The sequence below is a fragment of the Amycolatopsis sp. NPDC001319 genome (assembly GCF_042896185.1).
Classification (GTDB): Bacteria; Actinomycetota; Actinomycetes; order Mycobacteriales; family Pseudonocardiaceae; genus Amycolatopsis.
This window is the reverse complement of record NZ_JBIAWY010000004.1, coordinates 143228-161941: the sequence shown is the minus strand read 5'-3', so window position 1 is coordinate 161941 and position 18714 is coordinate 143228. Positions and strand designations below refer to the sequence as shown.

The 18714-nt window shown below is 70.5% G+C and carries 20 protein-coding genes; 5 read left to right on the top strand and 15 right to left on the bottom strand.

What is annotated here, in order from left to right; genetic code table 11:
* Nucleotides 1–8 precede the first annotated feature (8 nt).
* From ACFY1H_RS15900 to ACFY1H_RS15865, 8 genes are all read right to left on the bottom strand, one after another.
* On the bottom strand, nt 9–1055 hold the full coding sequence (locus tag ACFY1H_RS15900) for a FecCD family ABC transporter permease (RefSeq protein ID WP_386947098.1): 1047 nt from the start codon (nt 1053–1055) through the stop codon (nt 9–11).
* The gene (locus ACFY1H_RS15895; RefSeq protein ID WP_366583042.1) at nt 1052–2071 is read right to left on the bottom strand and encodes an iron chelate uptake ABC transporter family permease subunit; all 1020 of its coding nucleotides are present in this window, start codon (nt 2069–2071) and stop codon (nt 1052–1054) included. The genes ACFY1H_RS15900 and ACFY1H_RS15895 overlap by 4 nt, the downstream gene beginning before the upstream one ends.
* Nucleotides 2072–2276: 205 nt before the next feature.
* Complete coding sequence (locus ACFY1H_RS15890; RefSeq protein ID WP_366583041.1) at nt 2277–2696, bottom strand: Lsr2 family protein; 420 nt, start codon at nt 2694–2696, stop codon at nt 2277–2279.
* Nucleotides 2697–2753: 57 nt separating this feature from the next.
* Nucleotides 2754–3332 carry a GNAT family N-acetyltransferase gene (locus ACFY1H_RS15885; RefSeq protein WP_386947096.1) on the bottom strand — a complete coding sequence of 193 codons (579 nt, stop codon included), beginning with the start codon at nt 3330–3332 and terminating at the stop codon, nt 2754–2756.
* Nucleotides 3333–3421: 89 nt separating this feature from the next.
* Nucleotides 3422–3805, bottom strand: coding sequence for a hypothetical protein (locus ACFY1H_RS15880; protein WP_386947094.1), 384 nt, complete (start codon nt 3803–3805; stop codon nt 3422–3424).
* 170 nt (nt 3806–3975) lie between these two features.
* The gene (locus tag ACFY1H_RS15875) at nt 3976–5616 is read right to left on the bottom strand and encodes an alkaline phosphatase family protein (protein ID WP_366583038.1); all 1641 of its coding nucleotides are present in this window, start codon (nt 5614–5616) and stop codon (nt 3976–3978) included.
* 59 nt (nt 5617–5675) lie between these two features.
* Nucleotides 5676–6914 carry a Dyp-type peroxidase gene (locus ACFY1H_RS15870; RefSeq protein WP_386947092.1) on the bottom strand — a complete coding sequence of 413 codons (1239 nt, stop codon included), beginning with the start codon at nt 6912–6914 and terminating at the stop codon, nt 5676–5678.
* Complete coding sequence (locus tag ACFY1H_RS15865) at nt 6911–8086, bottom strand: EfeM/EfeO family lipoprotein (RefSeq protein ID WP_386947090.1); 1176 nt, start codon at nt 8084–8086, stop codon at nt 6911–6913. Before ACFY1H_RS15865 ends, ACFY1H_RS15870 begins: the two co-directional genes overlap by 4 nt.
* A 218-nt stretch (nt 8087–8304) precedes the next feature.
* Between ACFY1H_RS15865 and ACFY1H_RS15860 the strand changes: the two genes are divergently transcribed.
* The 5 genes from ACFY1H_RS15860 to ACFY1H_RS15840 all read left to right on the top strand — a co-directional run bounded on the left by ACFY1H_RS15860 (nt 8305) and on the right by ACFY1H_RS15840 (nt 10981).
* Nucleotides 8305–8430: a hypothetical protein gene (locus ACFY1H_RS15860; RefSeq protein ID WP_366583035.1), complete on the top strand. Its 126-nt coding sequence runs from the start codon at nt 8305–8307 to the stop codon at nt 8428–8430.
* 348 nt (nt 8431–8778) lie between these two features.
* Nucleotides 8779–9135 (top strand): VOC family protein, encoded by a 357-nt coding sequence (locus tag ACFY1H_RS15855; protein WP_386947088.1) that lies wholly within the window; start codon nt 8779–8781, stop codon nt 9133–9135.
* A 5-nt stretch (nt 9136–9140) separates the two neighbouring features.
* Nucleotides 9141–9845: an RraA family protein gene (locus ACFY1H_RS15850; RefSeq protein WP_386947086.1), complete on the top strand. Its 705-nt coding sequence runs from the start codon at nt 9141–9143 to the stop codon at nt 9843–9845.
* Nucleotides 9835–10557, top strand: a complete 723-nt coding sequence (locus ACFY1H_RS15845; protein ID WP_386947084.1) for an SDR family oxidoreductase — start codon at nt 9835–9837, stop codon at nt 10555–10557. The genes ACFY1H_RS15850 and ACFY1H_RS15845 overlap by 11 nt, the downstream gene beginning before the upstream one ends.
* A gap of 34 nt (nt 10558–10591) precedes the next feature.
* Nucleotides 10592–10981: an NUDIX hydrolase gene (locus ACFY1H_RS15840; RefSeq protein WP_386947082.1), complete on the top strand. Its 390-nt coding sequence runs from the start codon at nt 10592–10594 to the stop codon at nt 10979–10981.
* 402 nt (nt 10982–11383) lie between these two features.
* On the opposite strand, the gene ACFY1H_RS15835 is transcribed toward ACFY1H_RS15840, so the two are convergent.
* The 7 genes from ACFY1H_RS15835 to ACFY1H_RS15805 form a co-directional block, all read right to left on the bottom strand.
* Nucleotides 11384–12529: a glycerate kinase gene (locus ACFY1H_RS15835; RefSeq protein ID WP_386947080.1), complete on the bottom strand. Its 1146-nt coding sequence runs from the start codon at nt 12527–12529 to the stop codon at nt 11384–11386.
* On the bottom strand, nt 12526–12903 hold the full coding sequence (locus ACFY1H_RS15830) for a gamma-glutamylcyclotransferase (RefSeq protein WP_364184480.1): 378 nt from the start codon (nt 12901–12903) through the stop codon (nt 12526–12528). The genes ACFY1H_RS15835 and ACFY1H_RS15830 overlap by 4 nt, the downstream gene beginning before the upstream one ends.
* Nucleotides 12904–12923: 20 nt before the next feature.
* The gene (locus tag ACFY1H_RS15825; protein WP_386947078.1) at nt 12924–14366 is read right to left on the bottom strand and encodes an NCS2 family permease; all 1443 of its coding nucleotides are present in this window, start codon (nt 14364–14366) and stop codon (nt 12924–12926) included.
* Between the two features lie 179 nt (nt 14367–14545).
* On the bottom strand, nt 14546–15028 hold the full coding sequence (locus ACFY1H_RS15820) for a nucleoside deaminase (protein WP_386947076.1): 483 nt from the start codon (nt 15026–15028) through the stop codon (nt 14546–14548).
* A gap of 22 nt (nt 15029–15050) precedes the next feature.
* The gene (gene pucD, locus ACFY1H_RS15815; protein ID WP_386947074.1) at nt 15051–17360 is read right to left on the bottom strand and encodes a xanthine dehydrogenase subunit D; all 2310 of its coding nucleotides are present in this window, start codon (nt 17358–17360) and stop codon (nt 15051–15053) included.
* Nucleotides 17357–17827, bottom strand: coding sequence for a (2Fe-2S)-binding protein (locus ACFY1H_RS15810; protein ID WP_366583026.1), 471 nt, complete (start codon nt 17825–17827; stop codon nt 17357–17359). Before ACFY1H_RS15810 ends, pucD begins: the two co-directional genes overlap by 4 nt.
* The gene (locus ACFY1H_RS15805) at nt 17818–18702 is read right to left on the bottom strand and encodes an FAD binding domain-containing protein (RefSeq protein ID WP_366583025.1); all 885 of its coding nucleotides are present in this window, start codon (nt 18700–18702) and stop codon (nt 17818–17820) included. Before ACFY1H_RS15805 ends, ACFY1H_RS15810 begins: the two co-directional genes overlap by 10 nt.
* Nucleotides 18703–18714 lie beyond the last annotated feature (12 nt).

Here is an 18714-nt window from a genome sequence, read left to right as displayed (position 1 = left end):
CTTCTCTCTCAGACTCGGCCGGCCCGGTTCGCCGTGGCGAGGAGGTACAGCAGGTACGGCGCGCCGACGGCCCCGGTCACGACACCCACCGGCAGCTGCGTGCCGAGCAGGTGCTGCGCGACGAAGTCGCCGAGCAACGTCACGAGCGCGCCGGTGAGGGCAGGCGCGACGAGGCCGACGCGAGCGCCGCCCACGAGCCGCGTCGCCACGGGGTTCGCCACGAACGCCACGAAACTCACCGGCCCGGCCGCCGCCGTGGCGAATGCGGCGAGCGCGGTGGCGACGAGGAGCAGCAGCAGGCGCATGCGTTCCACGCGCAGGCCGAGCCCGGCCGCGGTGTCGTCGCCCAGCTGCAGCCCGGTGAGCGCGCGGCTCAGCAGCACGGCGGCCGGGCCGAGCACCGCCAGCGCGATCGCGAGTGGCACCACCTTGTCCCAGCTCGCGCCGTTGAGGTTGCCGGTGAGCCACACCAGGGCCTGCTGGGCCAGCGTCACGTCGGCCCAGGTCATCAGGTACGACACGATGCTGGCGAGCACCGCGCCGACCCCGACGCCGATGAGCACGAGCCGGTAGCCGTTCACGCCGCCGCGGCGCGAAAGCACGTAGATGATCACGCCGGTGAGCAGCGCACCGACGAACGCGGCGGCCGAGAGCACCGGACCGGACACGCCGAACAGGACCAGGCAGATCACCGCGGCGGCGCTGGCTCCCTGCGTCACGCCGATCACGTCGGGGCTCGCGAGCGGATTGCGCAGCAGGCGCTGGAAAAGCGCACCGCCGAGTCCGAACGCGACGCCGACGAGCACCGCCGCGACGGCGCGCGGGAGCCGCAGCTGGGTGACCACGTAGGCGCCGCCGCCCGTGCCGTCGCCGAAGAGGATGCCGGGCAGCTGTCCCAAGGGGACGTTGAAGTCACCGACGGCCAGCGACAGCGCGAAAACCAAGACCAGCAGCACGAAGAGCACGATCGACACGAGCCACACCCGCGCCGAGCCCTGGCGGCGGGCAGCCGAGACCGCCTTCAGCGCGTCCGCCAGCTCCAGCGGCGGCTTCACACCTTCACCAGCTTCCGGCGCCGCACCAGGACGATGAACACGGGCGCGCCGATCACGGCGGTCACGATGCCCACCTGCACCTCGGCCGGGCGCGCGATCACGCGGCCGATCACGTCGGCCACGAGCAGCAGCAACGGTGCCAGCAAAGCGGAGTACGGCAGGAGCCAGCGGTGGTCGGGCCCGGTGATCAGGCGCGCGACGTGCGGCACGGTCAGCCCGACGAAGGCGATCGGGCCGGCGATGGCCGTCGCCGATCCACAGAGGACGACCACGGCGAGCGCGCAGATCGCCCGCGCCACGGCGACGTTCTGCCCGAGCGCGCGGGCGACGTCCTCGCCCAGCGCCAGCGCGTTGAGCATCCGCGCTGCGACCAGCGCGAGCACCACGCCGACCACGATGAACGGCACGGCCTGCGTGATCGTCGACGCGTCGCGCCCGGTCAGCGAGCCCACCTGCCAGAAGCGGAACTGGTCGAACGTGGTCGTGTCGGTGAGCAGCAGGCCGCTCGTCACCGACTGCAGCGCCGCCGTCACCGCCGCGCCGGCGAGCGCCAGTTTCACCGGCGTGGCACCGACCCGGCCGAGCGCGCTGATCCCGTAGACGACCACCGCGGCGGCGGCCGCACCGGCGAAACCGAACCAGACGTATCCGGTGACCGTGGTGATACCGAGCGTGCTGATGCCCAGCACCACGAACAGCGCGGCGCCCGCGTTCACGCCCAGCAGGCCCGGGTCGGCGAGCGGATTGCGGGTGGCGCCTTGGATCACGGCACCGGACAGTCCCAGTGCGACACCGGCGAGCACACCGACGAGCGTGCGCGGCAGGCGCAGCTCGTGCACCACGAGGTGATCGGGATTCGAGGCGTCGTAGTGGAACAAGGAGTCGAGGACGGTGCCGAACGACAACCCGCGTGATCCGACGGCGATGCTCAGCACGGCGGCAAGCACGAGCGCCACCAGGAGCACCACGAGCCCCGCCGTCAGCGAGAGTGTTCTCGGGCGGGCTCTCTCGGCCACAGTCGGTTACCTTCACTCACAGGACATTTAGGCTTGGCTACCCTACCCCGCGCGCGGCGCCGTCGTCGTGTGGCCATCACCACGGTCCGCGCGTGTCATCCCTGCTACATCGGCCGGTGATTTCGCCGTGCTGGGCGGAACTTCCCCGTGAACGCCGAAAGGGGTCCGTCACGGCGGTGACGGACCCCTTTTCCGGAAGCTCGGCTCAGGCGTTGGCCTTCTTGCGCGGCGCACGCTTGCGGGCCGGCTTGGCGGGAGCCTCTTCGACCTCGTCGATCTCTTCTTCACGCTCTTCGTAGGCCTTCACGATCTCCGCGGGGAGCCGGCCCCGGTCGGACACCTTGAAGCCGTTGGCCTCGGCCCACTCCCGCATGAGGCGGTTGCGCTCCCGATCGGCGGCGGACGACGTCGCCCGCGGCGCCTGCCCGGCGGCCATGCGCACCTTGCGGCCCCCGACGCGGCGGGACGCGGTGACGTAGCGGGCCAGCTCATCACGAAGCGCGGCGGCGTTGTCTTCGGACAGATCGATCTCGTAACTCACACCGTCGAGGCTGAAGGGGACGGTCTGATCGGCAATGCTGCCGTCGATGTCGTCCACCATCTCGACGTGAACCTTCTGCGCCATGGTTCGTCGTTCCTTCACCTTCTACAGGACGTGCCTGGGGGAACCCTATCGTGTCGACTAATGTCGCGCGGTGCTGGACACCCATTCCTCTCTGGACAGCGCGTACTCGACATCGCCGTGTTCCGCGCCTTCCAGGTATTCCGGCCACTCGAGGAAGAACGTGCGCACGAGCCCGAGGCCCGCCTTCTCGAGCACCCGCCGGGAACGGGTGTTGACCGTCATCGTCGTCGCGACGACCCGCTCGGCCCCGAGTTCCGCGAATGCCTTGCCCAGCACCGCTTGCAGCCCTTCCGTCGCGAACCCGCGCCCCCACACGGCGGGCAGCAGGCGGTATCCGACTTCGGTACCGCCGGCTTCGAGACCGCGGCTCGTGGCCGGCCACACCGAGAACCACCCGGCGAATTGGTCCGTCCCCGAATTCACGGCGGCGAAACACCCGAACCCCGCGGGCAGATCCCGGTATTCCGCGAGGAAACCCGGAAGTGTCGTGCCCTCGACGACTTCACGCGACACCGGACGGCCGTCGTCGACGAAGCGCATCACCTCGGGATCACCGTGGAGATCGGCGAGTGCGCCGCCGTCGGCGGGCGTGAACCGGCGCAGCCGCAGTCGCGGCGTTTCGGTCCACGTGGCCATGGCGGGGATTGGACCAGTGCGCACTGCCCGAGCGCAAGAGGCATTTCCGAACTGTGGCCGCCCGCGGGAAAATCGCCGCGAAAATGCGCTCAGCGGCGCGTGAAGCCGCCCAGGTGGTGCGGGAAGAAGGTGATCGGCACGCCCGCGCCGGCCAGGTCCCGCAGCATCGTCAGGATCGCCTCGGTCGGCGTGCCGTGGACGCGGATGCTCGTGGTGGCCGTGAGGTTCTCGCGGAACTCCGGGTCGGCGTGCTCGGAGAGCACGCGCAGGTGGTGCTCGAACGAGTCGGTGTCCGGGTGGATCTGCACGAACTCGACCTCGGTGCCGTCGGCGCTCGCGTACTCGTGGAACGCGATCAGCCGCGGCTCGTGGCCGTCGACGAACCGGGCCCAGCCGGGCGCGCGGCTCTTCTCGGCGTCGAACCTGCCGGGGACCACACTGTTGGTGGCGATGAAGACGAACGGTCCGGTCATGGTGACCACCTCCGTCCATTATCCAACCAGTTGGTTACTTATCGCGCCACTGCGACCGCCGTCGCGTCGGACACAGCGGGCGGGCCCGGAAACGGCCGAAGGCCACCGGGTTCGGGAACCCGGTGGCCTTCGGAACTGGGGTACTACTGGTGTTCGGTCCTACGCGGTGTTCAGTGGTGGCCGTTCTTGACGACCGCGCCCGTCTTCGGGTCCAGCGGCAGCTTGCCCGCCTGCGGGTACCAGAAGTTGAACATGTTCCACAGGCCGCCGGCGCGGGAGTCGAACGACGAACCGCCGACCCGGCCGGTGAACCAGTTGTCCTCGATGAACTGGAGAACCGAGGTCTGGTCCGTGCGGGTGTGGTCGACGAAGTTCACCTTGCTGTAGGGCGAGATGACCAGCATCGGCAGGCGCGGGCCGTAACCACAGCGGTCCGCCGTCGTGCCCAGCTTGGTCTTGGTGCCGGTGCAGACCGACGAGTCGTTCGCGGCGTCCTGCGACCCGTTGATGATCGTGGACTTCTGGTGGTCGTACCAGCCGTCCGAGTCGTCGTAGGCGAGAACGATCGCGGTGGACTTCCACTCCGGTGACTGCTGGATCTTGTTGATCTCGGTGGCGACGAACTGCTGCTCGTCCAGCGGGTCGGAGTTGGCCGCGTGGGCGTCCTCGTAGGCCGGGGCCTTGAGGTAGCTCACGGCGGGCATCGAGCCGGCCTTCAGCGAAGCGTCGAAGTCGCTGATGTCGTACTGGTGGTTGGCCTGGTCGGTCTGACCGATGGCCTGCACCGAGGACGGCGGCAGGTGCTTCGGGTTCGAGGTCGACTTGTAGTACGCGAACGGGTTGTGGTGGGGGTTGTAGTCCACCACGGGCATGCCGCCCACGTTGTTGTGCTGCGCACCGCAGACCGCGAACCCGTTCTGGGTGCCGGTCGGCTTGAAACCACCCTGGAACCAGCCCCAGGTCACGTGACGCTGGTTCAGCATGTCACCGATGTTCTTGCCCTGCAGCGAGGCGAGGTTCTCGGTGGCGGTGTGGTTCTTGTCCGAGCAGTCGTCGTACGCCGGGTCCGGGTCGTTGATGACCGTGCCGATCCCGTTCTTGTCCGGGGAAACGACGACGTACGAGTCGGTGGTCGGCTGGTGCGTCACCGAGGTGAGCGCCTGCGCCCCTCCCGTCTGGCCGGAGACCAGGTTGAGCGCACCGGGGGTCGACGGGCCGAAGTTCGTGTTGTAGGAGTTGTCGCTCATCGCATAGTTCTGAGCGTAGTTCCACAGGCCCGTGACGGTGTTGCCGTCGTAGTAGTCCATGACCAGGCCCGGCTCGCCGAAGAGGATCGGCTGCCCCGTGCACTTGTCGGTCTCGGTCTTCTCGACGAACTTGTCCATCTTGCCGCCGTTGAACGCGGCCTGCTCAGCACCGTAAGCGTGGTTCTGGTCGCAGGTCAGCGCCTGGTCGGGGGAAAGACGCTTCGGGTCGTAGGCGTTGGGATTGTTGGTCAGCAGCTTCTTGTCGAGGCCGTTGACCTTCGGGGTCTTCTTCGCGGCCTCGAACGGGGTGCCGTCCTGGTTGGTCGCGTTGGGGTAGGTGCCGAAGTAGTGGTCGAACGAGACGTTCTCGCCGAAGATCACCACGACGTGCTTGATCGGGGTGAGCGTCGGCAGCCACGACGCAGGCAGGGTGTGCAGCGCCTGGGCATCTGCGGTCGACGCCGCGGAGCCGGTGACGATCGCCAGCGCGGCGGCCGATGCGAGCGCTCCCGCGCCGATCAGCCGGCGTGAACGGCGACGCCGTCTGCCGATTCCTTTGTCCACTGGGGAATCCTCCTGATCTCGGTGACCTTGTGGTGGGAATTGCACTTTCGGGAGAACGGTCAGGCGAGCAACGCCCGGCCGTAGTGGTCGTCGGGACCGGTCACCCCGGGCAGCGCCAGGAAGTACCCGCCGCCGAACGGGGAGATGTAATCGACCAGCGGCTCGTCGACGAGCCGCTTCTGGACCGCCTCGAACTGACGCTCGAGGTCCTGCTGGTAGCAGGTGAAGATCAGGCCCATGTCCAGGTTGCCGTTCGTGTCCACGCCGCGGTCGTAGTTGACCGCGCGGCGCAGGATCCGGCTGGAATCCGTCTCCGGCTTCCGGGGGTTCGCCTTGCGGATGTGGCTCGTGAGCGGGATGACGGTGCCGATGGGGTCGTCGGCGTACTTCGGCACGTCCTGCTCGTCGGCGCCGTCCAGCGGCGCGCCGGTGTCGCGGCGGCGGCCGAACATGTTCTCCTGCTCGGTCAGCGACACGCGATCCCAGAACTCGACGAGCATCCGGATCAGCCGCACGACCTGGTAGGTACCGCCCTTGGTCCACGCGGGCTCGCCGCTGCCGTCGCCGAGCCAGACCAGCTTGTCGTACTCGGCCTCGGTCGGGTTCGCGATGCCGTCCTTGAAACCCATGAGGTTGCGCGGGGTGCCCGAAGGCCGCGGCTGCGAGGAGAAGCCGTTGATCTTCCAGCGCAGCTGCATGCCGCCGCGGGTGGCGCGGGTGATGTCGCGCAGCGCGTGGAGCACGGTGTCGGTGTTGTCGGCCGAAAGCGTGAGCGACAGGTCGCCGTGGCACTGGGCGGCGTCGAGGTCGTCGTTGGGGAACATCGTCATCGGCTTGAGCTTCTTCGGCTTGACCGCCGTGAGGCCGTAGCGCTCGTCGAACAGCGACGAGCCCACGCCGAGCACCACGCCGAGGTTGCCCGCCGGCACGACCGGGCCGAGCACGCCGGAGTCGGCGGGCGGCGCGGTGATGCCGAGCGCCGCGGGGGCGCCGCCGGCGGTGAGGAAGCGCGCCCGGTCGGTGATCTGCTTGAACAGGTCCGCCAGCTCGGCCTTGTTGTCGGCGACGACGTCGAACGAGGCCACCACGCTCTGCGCGGGCGGCCGGCGCACGATCGCGGCCTGGCGGTCGCCGTGGAACGCGACGGAACCGGAGCCGGTGTCGGCGGCGCTCGCGGCGACCGAGCCGACCCCCACGCCCGCGGCGGCGGTCAGGCCCGCCCCGACGACGGTGCGGCGCAGGAACGTCCGGCGGGAGGACTCCCCTGACTGGGCGGGCTTTGCGGGCTTGGCGGTCACGAAACCCTCCTGGGTTCGGCGATGGCCGCGATCGGGGCGAGCCGCTCGGTGAGCTCGCTGACGTCGGCGTTGATCTTCTGGCGTTGCGGTGTGGTGAGCGCCGAGACGGGCGTCCACGAACCGTCGGGCTTGCGGGCGCCGTCGAGAGTGGTTTCGGTGCGCTTCATCCAGCTGTCCACATCGGACAGCTGCGGGTAGCGCGGGGCGAGCACCGGGCGCAGGACGTCGAGCACGGTCTGCACGCCGTCGAGGTTCGCCCGCGCGGTGGCGAGGTTGGTGCCGCTGCCGTAGTCGGTCTTGGCGGTGAGCTCGAACTGCAGGGCGTTCTCGACGATCTCGTGGGCGCGCAGGCCGAGGTCGTTGGGATCCACCTGGCTCTGCGGGAAGGCCGTACGCAGGTCCTGCACGTCCGTGGCGAGCTTGTCGACGACGTCGCCGAGCGAGCCCATGTCCTCGTTGTGCCAGAGGCCGTATTCGAGGCGGTGGAAGCCGGTGAAGTCCGGGTCGGAGGTGCCGCCGGGCAGGCCGGCGGTCGTGCCGTTTATGGCGCCGTCGGAGTCGCCGAACGCGTCGTACGCGGCGCCGAGGCGCTCGTAGGTCAGGTGCGCGGTGAGCCAGGTGGACTCGCTCGCGCCGCGGTCGCCGCGGTGCACGGCGTCCTTGAGCGCGCCGACGTCGGTGACCAGCGTGTCGAGACCCTGGGTCACCTTGGCCTCGTAGACCCTCAGCGGCTGCAAGAGGTCGTTCTGCGTCACGGCCGCGACACCCGGGCCGCGCTCGGCGCCGCCACTGACGGTCGTCGTCGGGCCCACGATCGCGGAGGAGTCCTCCGGAAGGCACCGGAAGGCGTACGATCCGTTACCGAGCGTCACCGACATCGGCCGGGTCGTCCCCGTGCCGAGTCCCTCGACCTCGCCGTAGATCACCCCGGTCTTCGGGTCGATCAGATCGACCTCCGACGTGACGGCACCGGTGTTGTGAAGGTTGAAGATTTGCGGACCCGGCTTGGGGTCGGTCCAGCCCTGACCACAGGCGGAGCGGGAGATCTGGATCTCCGGATCCTGCGCGGACGCCCCGTCGGGCCAGACCGCGAAGGCGATTCCCACGGCAGCAGCGACGACCACGACACCCGCGGCCCCCACCACCCAACGGGCACGTACAGACCCCGGCACGCGCACACTCCTGCCACTCGTTCGGACTACCGGGAGGGAATTATGCGTGCGGAACGTGAAGAAACAGGGGGTCGAGACCACCTCCCGCCCGGGAATTCACCAGGACTTCAACCAAAAACCGATGAAATCGGATATAAGGATCAAAGCACCAGGCTGCGTTAAGTCCTTTCTGTCTTGTTTGGCGGTTTTCTCGGGCGGGCGCGGCGGGAAGGTCGAGCTTGGCCACGAGACGGGCGGCGGCGGTCGTCGCCGGAGTGGGGCGGGCGGGCCTCGCGGTGGCAAATCTGCTGTGTGAGGACGGAATCGGCGTGGTGATGCCGGTGGAGCGCGAGTTCATCGGATAGCGCCCCGCGTGCCGGGTTCTGTGTCTTTGGCCCGGGCTGTGTCTTTTGGTCCCCGGCTCTGCCGGGGCGGCGAGATCGCCTTTGAGCCGACTGCCGGATTGTGCGGTCGGATCGGCCGGGCCGATCGCACAATCCGAAACCGGCGCGAACTCGCGGGTGGGTCGGCAGGGGCGTGTTTGGCAGTTCTGGCTGCGGCGCTCGGAGATCTTCCGCAACACCGCCGCCAGCCGTTCCTGGCCCGCAGGGCCGAGGCGGCGGGGCCAGAGCATTCGTGGAGCTGTTCAGGGGCAACGGCGCGGACTACTGAAACTCGTTGCGCGCCCGTCGCCAACGCGGTTGGCTCGGGGGATGACTCCTCCGCCCGGCTTGCCGTCCGTGATCCCGCGCATGATCGTCGAGGATCCGGCTGCCGCGGTCGAATTCCTGGTCACGGTCTTCGCGGCCACCGCCACGCCCACGTCCGGGCCGGCGGAGGTGCGGCTCGGCGGCGCGCTCGTGCTGGTCTCCGGCGTTTCGGCGGAGCGGGAGGCGTTCCCGGCGTTCTTGTACGTGTACGTGGCCGACGTCGCCGGCACGTACGCCCGGGCGCTGGCCGCGGGAGCCACGTCGCTGGAGGAGCCGCGCGAGACCCCGTACGGCGATTTCCGCGCCATGGTGCGGGATCCGTCCGGTAACGTCTTCCAGCTCGCTGCGAGAAAGGCCTGAGGAAGATGAAGAACGACGAGCTGCGGCGCCGCTTCGAGACGCTCACCACCGCGCACCTCACGGACGGCTGCATCCGCGCGCGGCTGCAAGTGCGGTGCGCGCCGGCGGGGACGCGGGCCGCCGTCGGTGGGCGGGTGGCCGGGCGGGTGTTGCCGGCGCGGCACGCGGGCAGCGTCGACGTGTTCCTGGAGGCGCTGATGAGCGCCGAGGAGGGCGACGTGCTGGTGGTGGACAACGGCGGGCGCCTCGACGAGAGCTGCGTCGGCGACCTCGTGGCGATCGAAGCCGCCACGGCGGGCGCGTCCGGCATCGTCATCTGGGGCCTGCACCGCGACACCGTCGACCTGCGGGCGATCGGGCTGCCCGTGTTCAGCCTCGGCTCCCTGCCGACCGGACCGCTCTCGCTCACCGACCGCGCCGCGAACGCGCTGGACTCCGCCCGCGTCGGCGAGTGGGAGGTGACGACGGACGACCTGGTCTTCGGCGACGACGACGGCGTGGTCTTCGTGCCCGCCGCCGAGGCCGACGACGTGTTCCGCCTCGCGGAGTCCATTCGCGACACCGAGCGCCGCCAGGCCGAGCTCATCCGCGGTGGCAAGACGTTGCGCGAGCAGGTGCGCTTCGCCGAGTTCCTGCGCGCCCGCGAGGCCAACCCCGCGTTGACCTTCCGCGAACACCTGCGCGCCGTCGGCGGGGCCATTGAGGAGTGAGCGCCCGGTCGCCCTGGTCACCGGCGTCGGCCGACGCGCGGGCATCGGGGCGGCCATCGCCGAACGCCTCTCCGCCGACGGCTGGCTCGTCGCATCCACGCACTGGCAGCCCTACGACGCCCGCATGCCGTGGGGCCCGGACCCTGTTGCTCTGGGGGATTTCTCGGTCGAAGCGGACCTGGCCGATCCGTCGGCCCCGGCTTTGTTGTTCGACCACGTGGTTTCTGCTGCCGGCAACGTGACGGCCTTGGTCCTGGCGCACTGCGAATCCGTCGACTCCAGTCTCCTCGACACTTCTCTGGACAGCTTCGACCGGCACTTCGCGGTGAACACCCGCGCGAACTGGCTGCTGATGCGCGAGTTCGCCCTGCGGTTCGCCGGCCCCCACGGCACCGGCCGCATCGTCGCCCTGACCAGCGACGCCGTGGTCGGCAACGTCCCCTACGGCGCCAGCAAAGGCGCCCTCGACCGCCTGGTCGTGGCCGCCGCGGCGGAACTCGGCCCCCGCGGCATCACCGCCAACGCCGTCAACCCCGGCCCTACCGACACCGGCTGGATGGACGGCCCCCTCCAGACGACCATCCGCACCCGCACCCCCCTCGGCCGCCTCGGCACCCCCCGCGACTGCGCCAACCTGGTGTCCTTCCTGTGCGGCCCCGACGGCGCCTGGGTCACCGGCCAGCTCCTCACCTCCAACGGCGGCCTCTCCTGACCACCAAGCCCCTCACCTCCCACGGCGGCCTCTCGTGACCACCAAACTCCTCGCCTACGCCTGGCTCCCCCGCGGCGCCACGGTCCTGCTCCTACGCCGCACCCCCGGCACCTTCCTCGGCGAACACTGGGAACTCCCCGGCGGCACCGCCGAACCCGGCGAACCCCCGGAGACCACCGCGGTCCGCGAGGTCGCCGAAGAAACGGGCCTCCACGTTGACCTCCTCGGCGAACGCGCCCACCTCTCCTGGCCCGACCTCGACGGCCGCCCCCTCACGATCCACGCCCACATCTACGACGCCACCGAACCCACCCCCGGCACGGTCACCCTCAACCCGGCCGAACACGACGCCTTCACCTGGGCCACCCCGGACACAGCCGCGGACCTGCTCCTCTCACCCCACGTCCGACGCCTGTTCGGCTGAGCCACAGCGCCCCAAAGCCCCAATGCGGCGTTCGGTGCGTTGACCGCAACCAACGCCGCATTGGGGCGATCCCGGCCAGCTAGGCCACGTCGGAAATCACTGCGAACCTGCGCCTCTCATCGCACGTTCGACGCCTGCTCGGCTAAGCCACGGCGACCCGGCGCCCCAATGTGGCGATCGGTGCGCTGGGCGCACCCAATGCGGCGTTCGGTGCATCGGGCGCACCCAATGCCGCATTGGGCTGGCGGGCGGAGCTGGGCCACGCCTGAAATCGCCGCGGAACTGCGCCTCTCATCGCACGTCCGGCGTCTGCTCGGCCAGGCCGCGCCCAAGCGCCCCAATGTGGCGTTCGGTGCGCTGAGCGCAACCAACGCCGCATTGGGGTGCGTTGGGTCGGCGGAGCTAGGCGGCTGCGGTGTGGGTGCGGGCCAGGTGTTCGGCGAGGCGGCGCAGCAAAGGCGCCGCGTTAGTCATGCAGCTTGCCGGGTCCGGTTCGAGGTCGGTGAGGGTGTGGACGGCGGTGAAGCCGGCGGCGCGCCATTCGGCTGGGGGGAGGAGGCAGCGACCGGCCACGGCGATGGTGGGGACGCCGGCGGCTGTGGCGGCGCGAAGGACGCCGATGGGGGCCTTGCCGTGCAGGGACTGGGTGTCCAGGGAGCCCTCGCCGGTGATGACGAGGCGGGCGTCGCGGACCGCGTCGGAAAAGCCCAGGAGGTCGAGCAGTAGCGAGATGCCCGGGCGCATGCGGGCGCCCAGTGCGGCCAAGGCCGCGAAGCCCACCCCGCCCGCCGCGCCGGCGCCAGCGGCCGAGGCGGAGCCGCCGGAGTCGGAGGCGGAGCCGGCGCCCGCGTTCGAGGCGGAAGAAGGGCCCAGCACCGAAGCCCAGTGGCGCAACCCGGCTTCCAGCACGGCGACGTCCGAAGGGCTTGCACCCTTTTGCGGCCCGTAAACCGCCGCCGCGCCCGAAGGGCCCAGCAGTGGGTTGTCCACATCGCAAGCCAGCTCGAGGTCCACAGCAGACACGCCAGACAGGTCCACAGTAGACACCGAGGACAACCCGATTCCGCCCGGAGGCACCGGGGCGCCGGAAGAATCCAGCACCCGAGCCCCCAGCGCGGTCAGCATGCCGGCGCCGCCATCGGTGCACGCGCTCCCGCCGACGCCCAGCACGATCCGCGAAGCGCCGGCCGCCCGTGCTGCCGCGATCAGTTCGCCCGTGCCGTAGCTCGACGCCGTCAGCGGTGCCGGCAGCCCGCCCGGCAGCCGGTGCAGGCCGGAGGCCTCCGCCAGCTCCACCACGGCAACCTCGCCCCGCAGCGCGAAGAACGCCGTGATGCGCCGCCCCGTCGGTCCGGACACGCGGACCGGCACCCGGCGGAAGCCGGCGGCGACGGCGGCGGCCACCGTGCCCTCGCCGCCGTCCGCGACCGGGAGCTCGACCACGGGCTCGTCGCGGGACACCGCGAGCAAGCCGGCAGCGACCGCCGACGCGACCTGCGCCGCCGTGAGCGAGCCCTTGAACTTGTCGGGCGCGACCAGCACCGTCATGACTGCGACCGGAACGCCCGCCAGTCACCGATCTCGGTGATGTCGCGCAGCTGCACGTGGGAAGTCTGCGGCCGGCGCAGCAGCATCGCGAACGCCGAGCTCCCGTCCGCCAGCTCGATCACGCCCAGCTCCAGCTCGGGCGGTTCCGCCGGCAGCACGCGATCCCGCAGCGCGTCCAGCGACACCTCGTACACCTCACCCGCCACCGCCCCGCCGCCGTGAGCGACCGGCACCAGCGCCGGACACTGGCCGCCCACGGAGTAGAAGCGGTACTTCGGCGCGGTGGTCGTCGAGGCCACCAGCGGGGCGCCGTCGAGCAGGTGGTGCAGCGGCTCGCCGCGCATGGCGCCGCCGTTGAGGAACATCAGGGTCACAGCAAGTCCTTTCCCGACAACTACAGCACAGCCTTGACGACGTCGATTCCGAAGTAGACGGTGAACACCAGCGCCAGCACCGTCAGGATCCAGCCGGCCTCGCGCCACTTGCCCTTGCACGTCTTGATGAGCACGAACGCGATCAGGCCCGCGCCGACACCGTTGGTGATGGAGTAGGTGAACGGGATCAGCGCGACCGTGAGGAACACCGGGATCGTGTAATCACTGTCCTGCCAAGGGATGTTGCGGCACTGCGCCACCATCATCCCGCCGATCACCACGAGCGCCGGCGCCGCGGCCTGCGCCGGGACGATGCCCGCGATCGGCGTGAACAGCAGCGTCGCCGCGAACAACGCGCCGGTCACCACGCTCGCGAGCCCCGTCCGCGCGCCCTCGCCCACGCCGGCCGCCGATTCGAGGAACACGGTGTTGGGCGACGAACCCGAGAGCCCGCCGGCGATCGCGCCCGCGCCGTCCACGAACAGGATCCGGCCCATCCGCGGCACGCGGCCGTCCTTCGCCAGCCCGGCCTCGGCCGACACGCTGGTGATCGTGCCCATCGCGTCGAAGAAGCCTGACAACACGAGAGTGAACAGGAAAATCGTCGCGGTCAACGCACCGGCCGAAGCGAAGCCGCCGAACAGGTCGATGTGGCCCAGCAGCCCGAAATCGGGTACCGCCACCACGTGGCTCGGCAGCGTCGGGGTGGTCAGACCCCAGTCACCCACGTGGAAACCGTCGTGCAACACCACGGCGAGCACAGTGGACACCGCGATGCTGATCAGCACCGCGCCCGGCACCCTCCGCGACATCAGCACCGTCATCAGCAGCAGACCGAAGCAGAACACCGCGATCGGCCAGCCGTCGAGGTGCCCGTCGAAACCGAGCCGAACGGGCACAGTGGACTCGGCCGAGTCCGGCGTCCGCGTGACGAACCCGGCGCTGACCAGGCCGACGAGCGCGATGTAGAGCCCGATGCCGACCGTGATCGCCATCTTGAGCGGCGCCGGGATCGCGTTCATGATCCGTTCGCGGATCCCGCTCACGGCCATCAGCACGATGCAGACGCCTTCGAGCACCACGAGCCCGAAGGCCTGCGGCCACGTCATCGCCGGCGCCATCTGGAACGCGACGATGCCGTTGATCCCGAGACCCGCGGCCAGCGCGAGCGGCGCGTTGCCGACGAGTCCCATGAGGATGGTCATCACCGCGGCCGCCAGCGCGGTGGCCGTGGTGACCTGGGCGGCGCTGAGTTTCGCGCCGGTGATGTCGGCGGAGGCGCCGAGGATGAGCGGGTTGAGCAGCACGATGTAGGCCATCGCGACGAACGTGGTGATACCGCCGCGCACCTCGCGGCCCACGGTCGTGCGACGGGCCGTGATGTCGAACAGTCTGTCCATTACGGACTTGCGAGCCGGTCCTGGCGCCGGGGTCACAGCGTCGTCGATGTGTACCTGGGTCATGCGTCGTCCCCTTGCCGGTGGGTGTGCTTCTTCACGCCGCATTCGGACGAGGGCGTGAAGAAGCCTGACGATTGGGTTTTTCTGGTGCTCCGGTCAGCACCGGGATGGGCCCGGGTACGGGCTTCCGGTGTCGGGCGCGAATCGGGGCCGGACCGGGGAGAACCGCCGGCCCCGCGCGCCTAGTAGTCGACGCGGTCCGGCCGGTCCAGCCAGGCGTCGAACGGGGCGGAACCGTCCTTGAGCGACAGCCGGGAAACGGGTACTTCCCAGGTTTCGCGGGACTTTTCGAACAGTTCGTAGAACGCGCGGTCGTCGAACCCGGCCTTGGCCGCGTCGTGGCGATCGGCCGCGAAGACCACGCGGTCCACCCGCGCCCACAGCGCCGAGGCCAGGCACATCGGGCACGGCTCGCACGAGGACACGAGCACACAGCCCTCGAGCTTGAACGTGCCGAGCGCCTGGCAGGCCGCGCGGATCGCGACCACCTCGGCGTGGGCGGTCGGGTCGAGCGAGGGCGTGACGCGGTTGACCCCGGTCGCAATGATGTGGCCGTCCTTGGCGACCAGCGCCCCGAACGGGCCGCCGCCGTCGGCGACGTTGCGGGTCGCGATGCGGACGCTCTCCAGAAGCCACTCGCGTTCGGCGTCGATGGACAGAGTCATTTCGCCAGTTCTCCCAACGTGTTCAGGTTCCGGTGATGTGCTCGGGCCGGATCGGGACCCGGGGCAGTTCGAGGCCTGTCGCCGCGCGGATGGCGTTGGCGACCGCCGGCGTCGAGGAGATCGTGGGTGGTTCGCCGACACCGCGCACGCCGTAGGGCGCGTGCGGGTCGGGCCGCTCCAGCACGTCGATGCGCATCGGCGGCATGTCCAGCACGGTCGGGATGAGGTAGTCGGTGAACGACGGGTTGCGCACCTTCCCGTCCACCACCTGGATCTCCTCCATCACGGCCAGGCCGAGGCCCTGCGCCGAACCGCCCTGGATCTGGCCGATCACGGCGTCGGGGTTCATGGCCTTGCCCACGTCCTGCGCGCAGTCGAGCTGCACGACCTTGACCAGGCCCAGCTCCACGTCGACGTCCACCACGGCGCGGTGCGCGGAGAAGCCGTACTGCACGTGGGCGTCGCCCTGGCCGGTCTCCGGGTCGAGCGGGTACGTCTTGCGGTGGTGGAACTCCCGCGTCTCCTCGACGATCTCCTCGCCGAGAATGTCCACCAGGGACGCCACGACCTCGCCGTCGCCGGCCACGATCTTGCCGCCGGACAGCGACATGCCGGTCGCGTCACGGCCCAGCCGGCGTTCGGCCAGCGCGTACACCGCGTCGGCCACCGCCCGGCACGCGTTGCGCACGGCACCGCCGGTGACGTACGTCTGCCGCGAAGCCGAGCTCGACCCCGCGTCGCCGACGCTCGTGTCGGCTGGGTGCACGGTCACGCGTGGCACGCCGAGCTCCGTGCGCGCGATCTGCTGCTGCAGTGTCACAAGCCCCTGGCCTACCTCGGCCGCGGCTGTGTGCACCATCGCCACCGGCTCGCCGCCGATCACCTGCAGCCGCACGCGGGCGGTCGAGTAGTCGTCGAGTCCCTCGGCGTAGGAGATGTTCTTGATGGTCACGCCGTAACCGACCCCGCGCACCACGCCTTCGCCGTGGGTCACATTGGACGCTCCGCCGGGCAGGTCGCGGATGTCCACAGTGCCGGAACGTTCCGGCGGCAACGGCATGTCCTTCAGCCGCTGGATCAGCTCGGCCACGGGAGCAGGGAAGTCGACGAGCTGACCGGTGACATTGGTGGATCCCTCGCTCATCGCGTTGCGGATCCGCAGGTCCGCGGGGTCCATGCCGAGCGCCGTGGCGAGTTTGTCCATTTGGGACTCGTACGCGTACGTCGGCTGCACCGCGCCGAGGCCGCGCATCGCGCCGCACGTCGGGTTGTTGCTGTACACGCCCCAGCCCTCGATCTTCGCGTTGGGCACGTTGTACGGGCCGACCGACAGCGTGGTGCCGTTGCCGACCACCACCGGCGTCTTGGACGCGTAGGCGCCGCCGTCGAAGTACATCCGGGCGCGCACGTAGACCAGATCGCCTTCGCGAGTGGCCCCGTGCTCGTAGTACATCTTCGCCGGGTGCCGGTGCACGTGGCCGAAGAACGACTCCTCCCGGTTGTAGACCATCTTCACGGGCCGGCCGGTGCGCAGCGCGAGCAGACACGAGTGGATCTGCATCGACAGGTCCTCGCGCCCGCCGAACGCGCCGCCGACGCCGCTGAGCGTCAACCGCACCTTCTCCGGCGGCAGGCCGAGGGCCCGCGCGGTCTGCTTCTGGTCCACGTGCAGCCACTGCGTGGCGAGGTAGAGGTCCACGCCGCCGTCGTCGTCGGGCACGGCGAGGCCGGACTCCGGGCCGAGGAAGGCCTGGTCCTGCATGCCGATCTCGTACACCCCGGACACGACCACGTCGGCCTGCGCGGCCGGATCGCCCTTGACGATCCGTTGGTAGCGCACGAGGTTCCCGCCGGGGTGCAGCTTCGGCAGGGTCTCGTCGTGGGCCGCGCGCTCGGGGTCGGTGACGGGTTCGAGCACCTCGTACTCGACCACGATGTGCTTGAGCGCCTGGCGCGCGATCTCCGGGTGGTCGGCCGCGAGGATCGCCACCGGCTCGCCCTGGTAGCGCACGCGGTCCTCGGCCAGCACCGGCGTGTCCTGGTACTTGAGGCCGTAGAGGTTCTCACCGGGCACGTCCTCGTGCCTCAGCACCGCGTGGACGCCGGGCTGCGCCAACGCGCGGGAGACGTCGAGGCGCACGATCCGCGCGTGCGGGTGCGGGCTGCGCAGCGTGGCGCCCCACAGCATGTCCTCGTGCCACAGGTCGGAGGAGTACGCGAACTCGCCGCGCACCTTGAGCGTGCCGTCGGGCCGCAGCGGGCTCGTGCCGATGCCGCCGCTGACGGTGTCGGCCAGCTCCTGCGGCGACCGGGCGGGGGCCGGGCGCGTCATGCGTGCTCCTTCCGCGCGGCCGCGAGCCGGACCGCGTCGAGGATCTTCTCGTACCCGGTGCAGCGGCACAGGTTCCCGGCCAGGGCTTCGCGGATCTCGGCGTCGCTCGGGTTTTCGGTGCGCGCCACGAGATCGTGGGCGGTCACCAGGAGCCCGGGCGTGCAGAAGCCACATTGGACGGCCCCACACTCCACGAAGGACTCCTGGATCGGGTCCAGGTTGTCCCCGTCGGCGAGGCCTTCGACGGTGCGCACCTCGCGGCCCTCGGCCTGCCCGGCCGCGACCAGGCAGGCGCACGCCGGAACGCCGTCGAGGTACACCGTGCACGAGCCGCACTCGCCCTGCTCGCACGCGTTCTTCGAGCCGGCGAGGCCGAGCCGTTCACGCAGCACGTAGAGCAGGCTTTCGCCTTCCCAGACGTTGTCCGCCTGGCGCCGCTCGCCGTTGACGATCACGTTCACGCGCATTCTGTGCGCCTCCCTCCGCAGTATTCGGTCCAGGCCCAGCCGAGCGTCCGGCGCGCCAGCACCGACAGCGCGTGCCGGCGGTAGTCGGCGCTGCCGCGCACGTCGTCGATCGGCGCGGCCGCGGCGGCCACCAGCTCGCCGAACCGGCGTTTCACCGAGTCGGCGAGCGCGCGCGGACGATCCCACTGGTCGTCGGCCGCCAGCTCGCCCGCGAGGAACTCCTCGGCGTCGAACGCGCGGCGCGGCGTCGGGGCGGCCGAGCCGACGCCCGTGCCCACGCGGCGTTCGGCCGGGTGCACCGCGAGGCCGAACGCGCAGACCGCGATCACCATCGCGTTGCGGGTCCCGACCTTGCTGAACTGCTGCGGCCCGCTCGCGGGTGCCAAGTGGACGGCCGTGATCAGCTCGTCGGGTTCGAGCACATTCCGCTTCACACCGACGTAGAAGTCCTTCGCCGCCACCCGCCGGGTGCCCCGCGTGGACGCGATCTCGACCTCCGCGTCGGCCGCGAGCAGCGCCGGGTGCGAGTCACCGGCGGGCGACGCGGCGCCGAGGTTGCCGCCGACGCTGCCGCGGTTGCGGATCTGCGGCGAGCCGACCGTGCGCGCCGCCATCGCGAGGCCGGGCAGCCGGTCGCCCAGCTCCGCGATGATCCGCGTGTACGGCGTCGCGGCGGCGATCCGGATGCGGCCTTCCTCGACGTCGTAGCCGTAGAGCTCGCTCACGCCGTTGAGGTCGAGCAGAGCCGGAGGGCGGCGGTGGTCGAAGTTGATCTCCACCATCACGTCGGTGCCGCCCGCGATGGGCACGGCGTCGGGGTGCGCCGCCTTGGCCTCGAGGGCCTCGGCGAGCGTGGTCGGGCGCAGGAACTCCACGGTGAGCCTCCG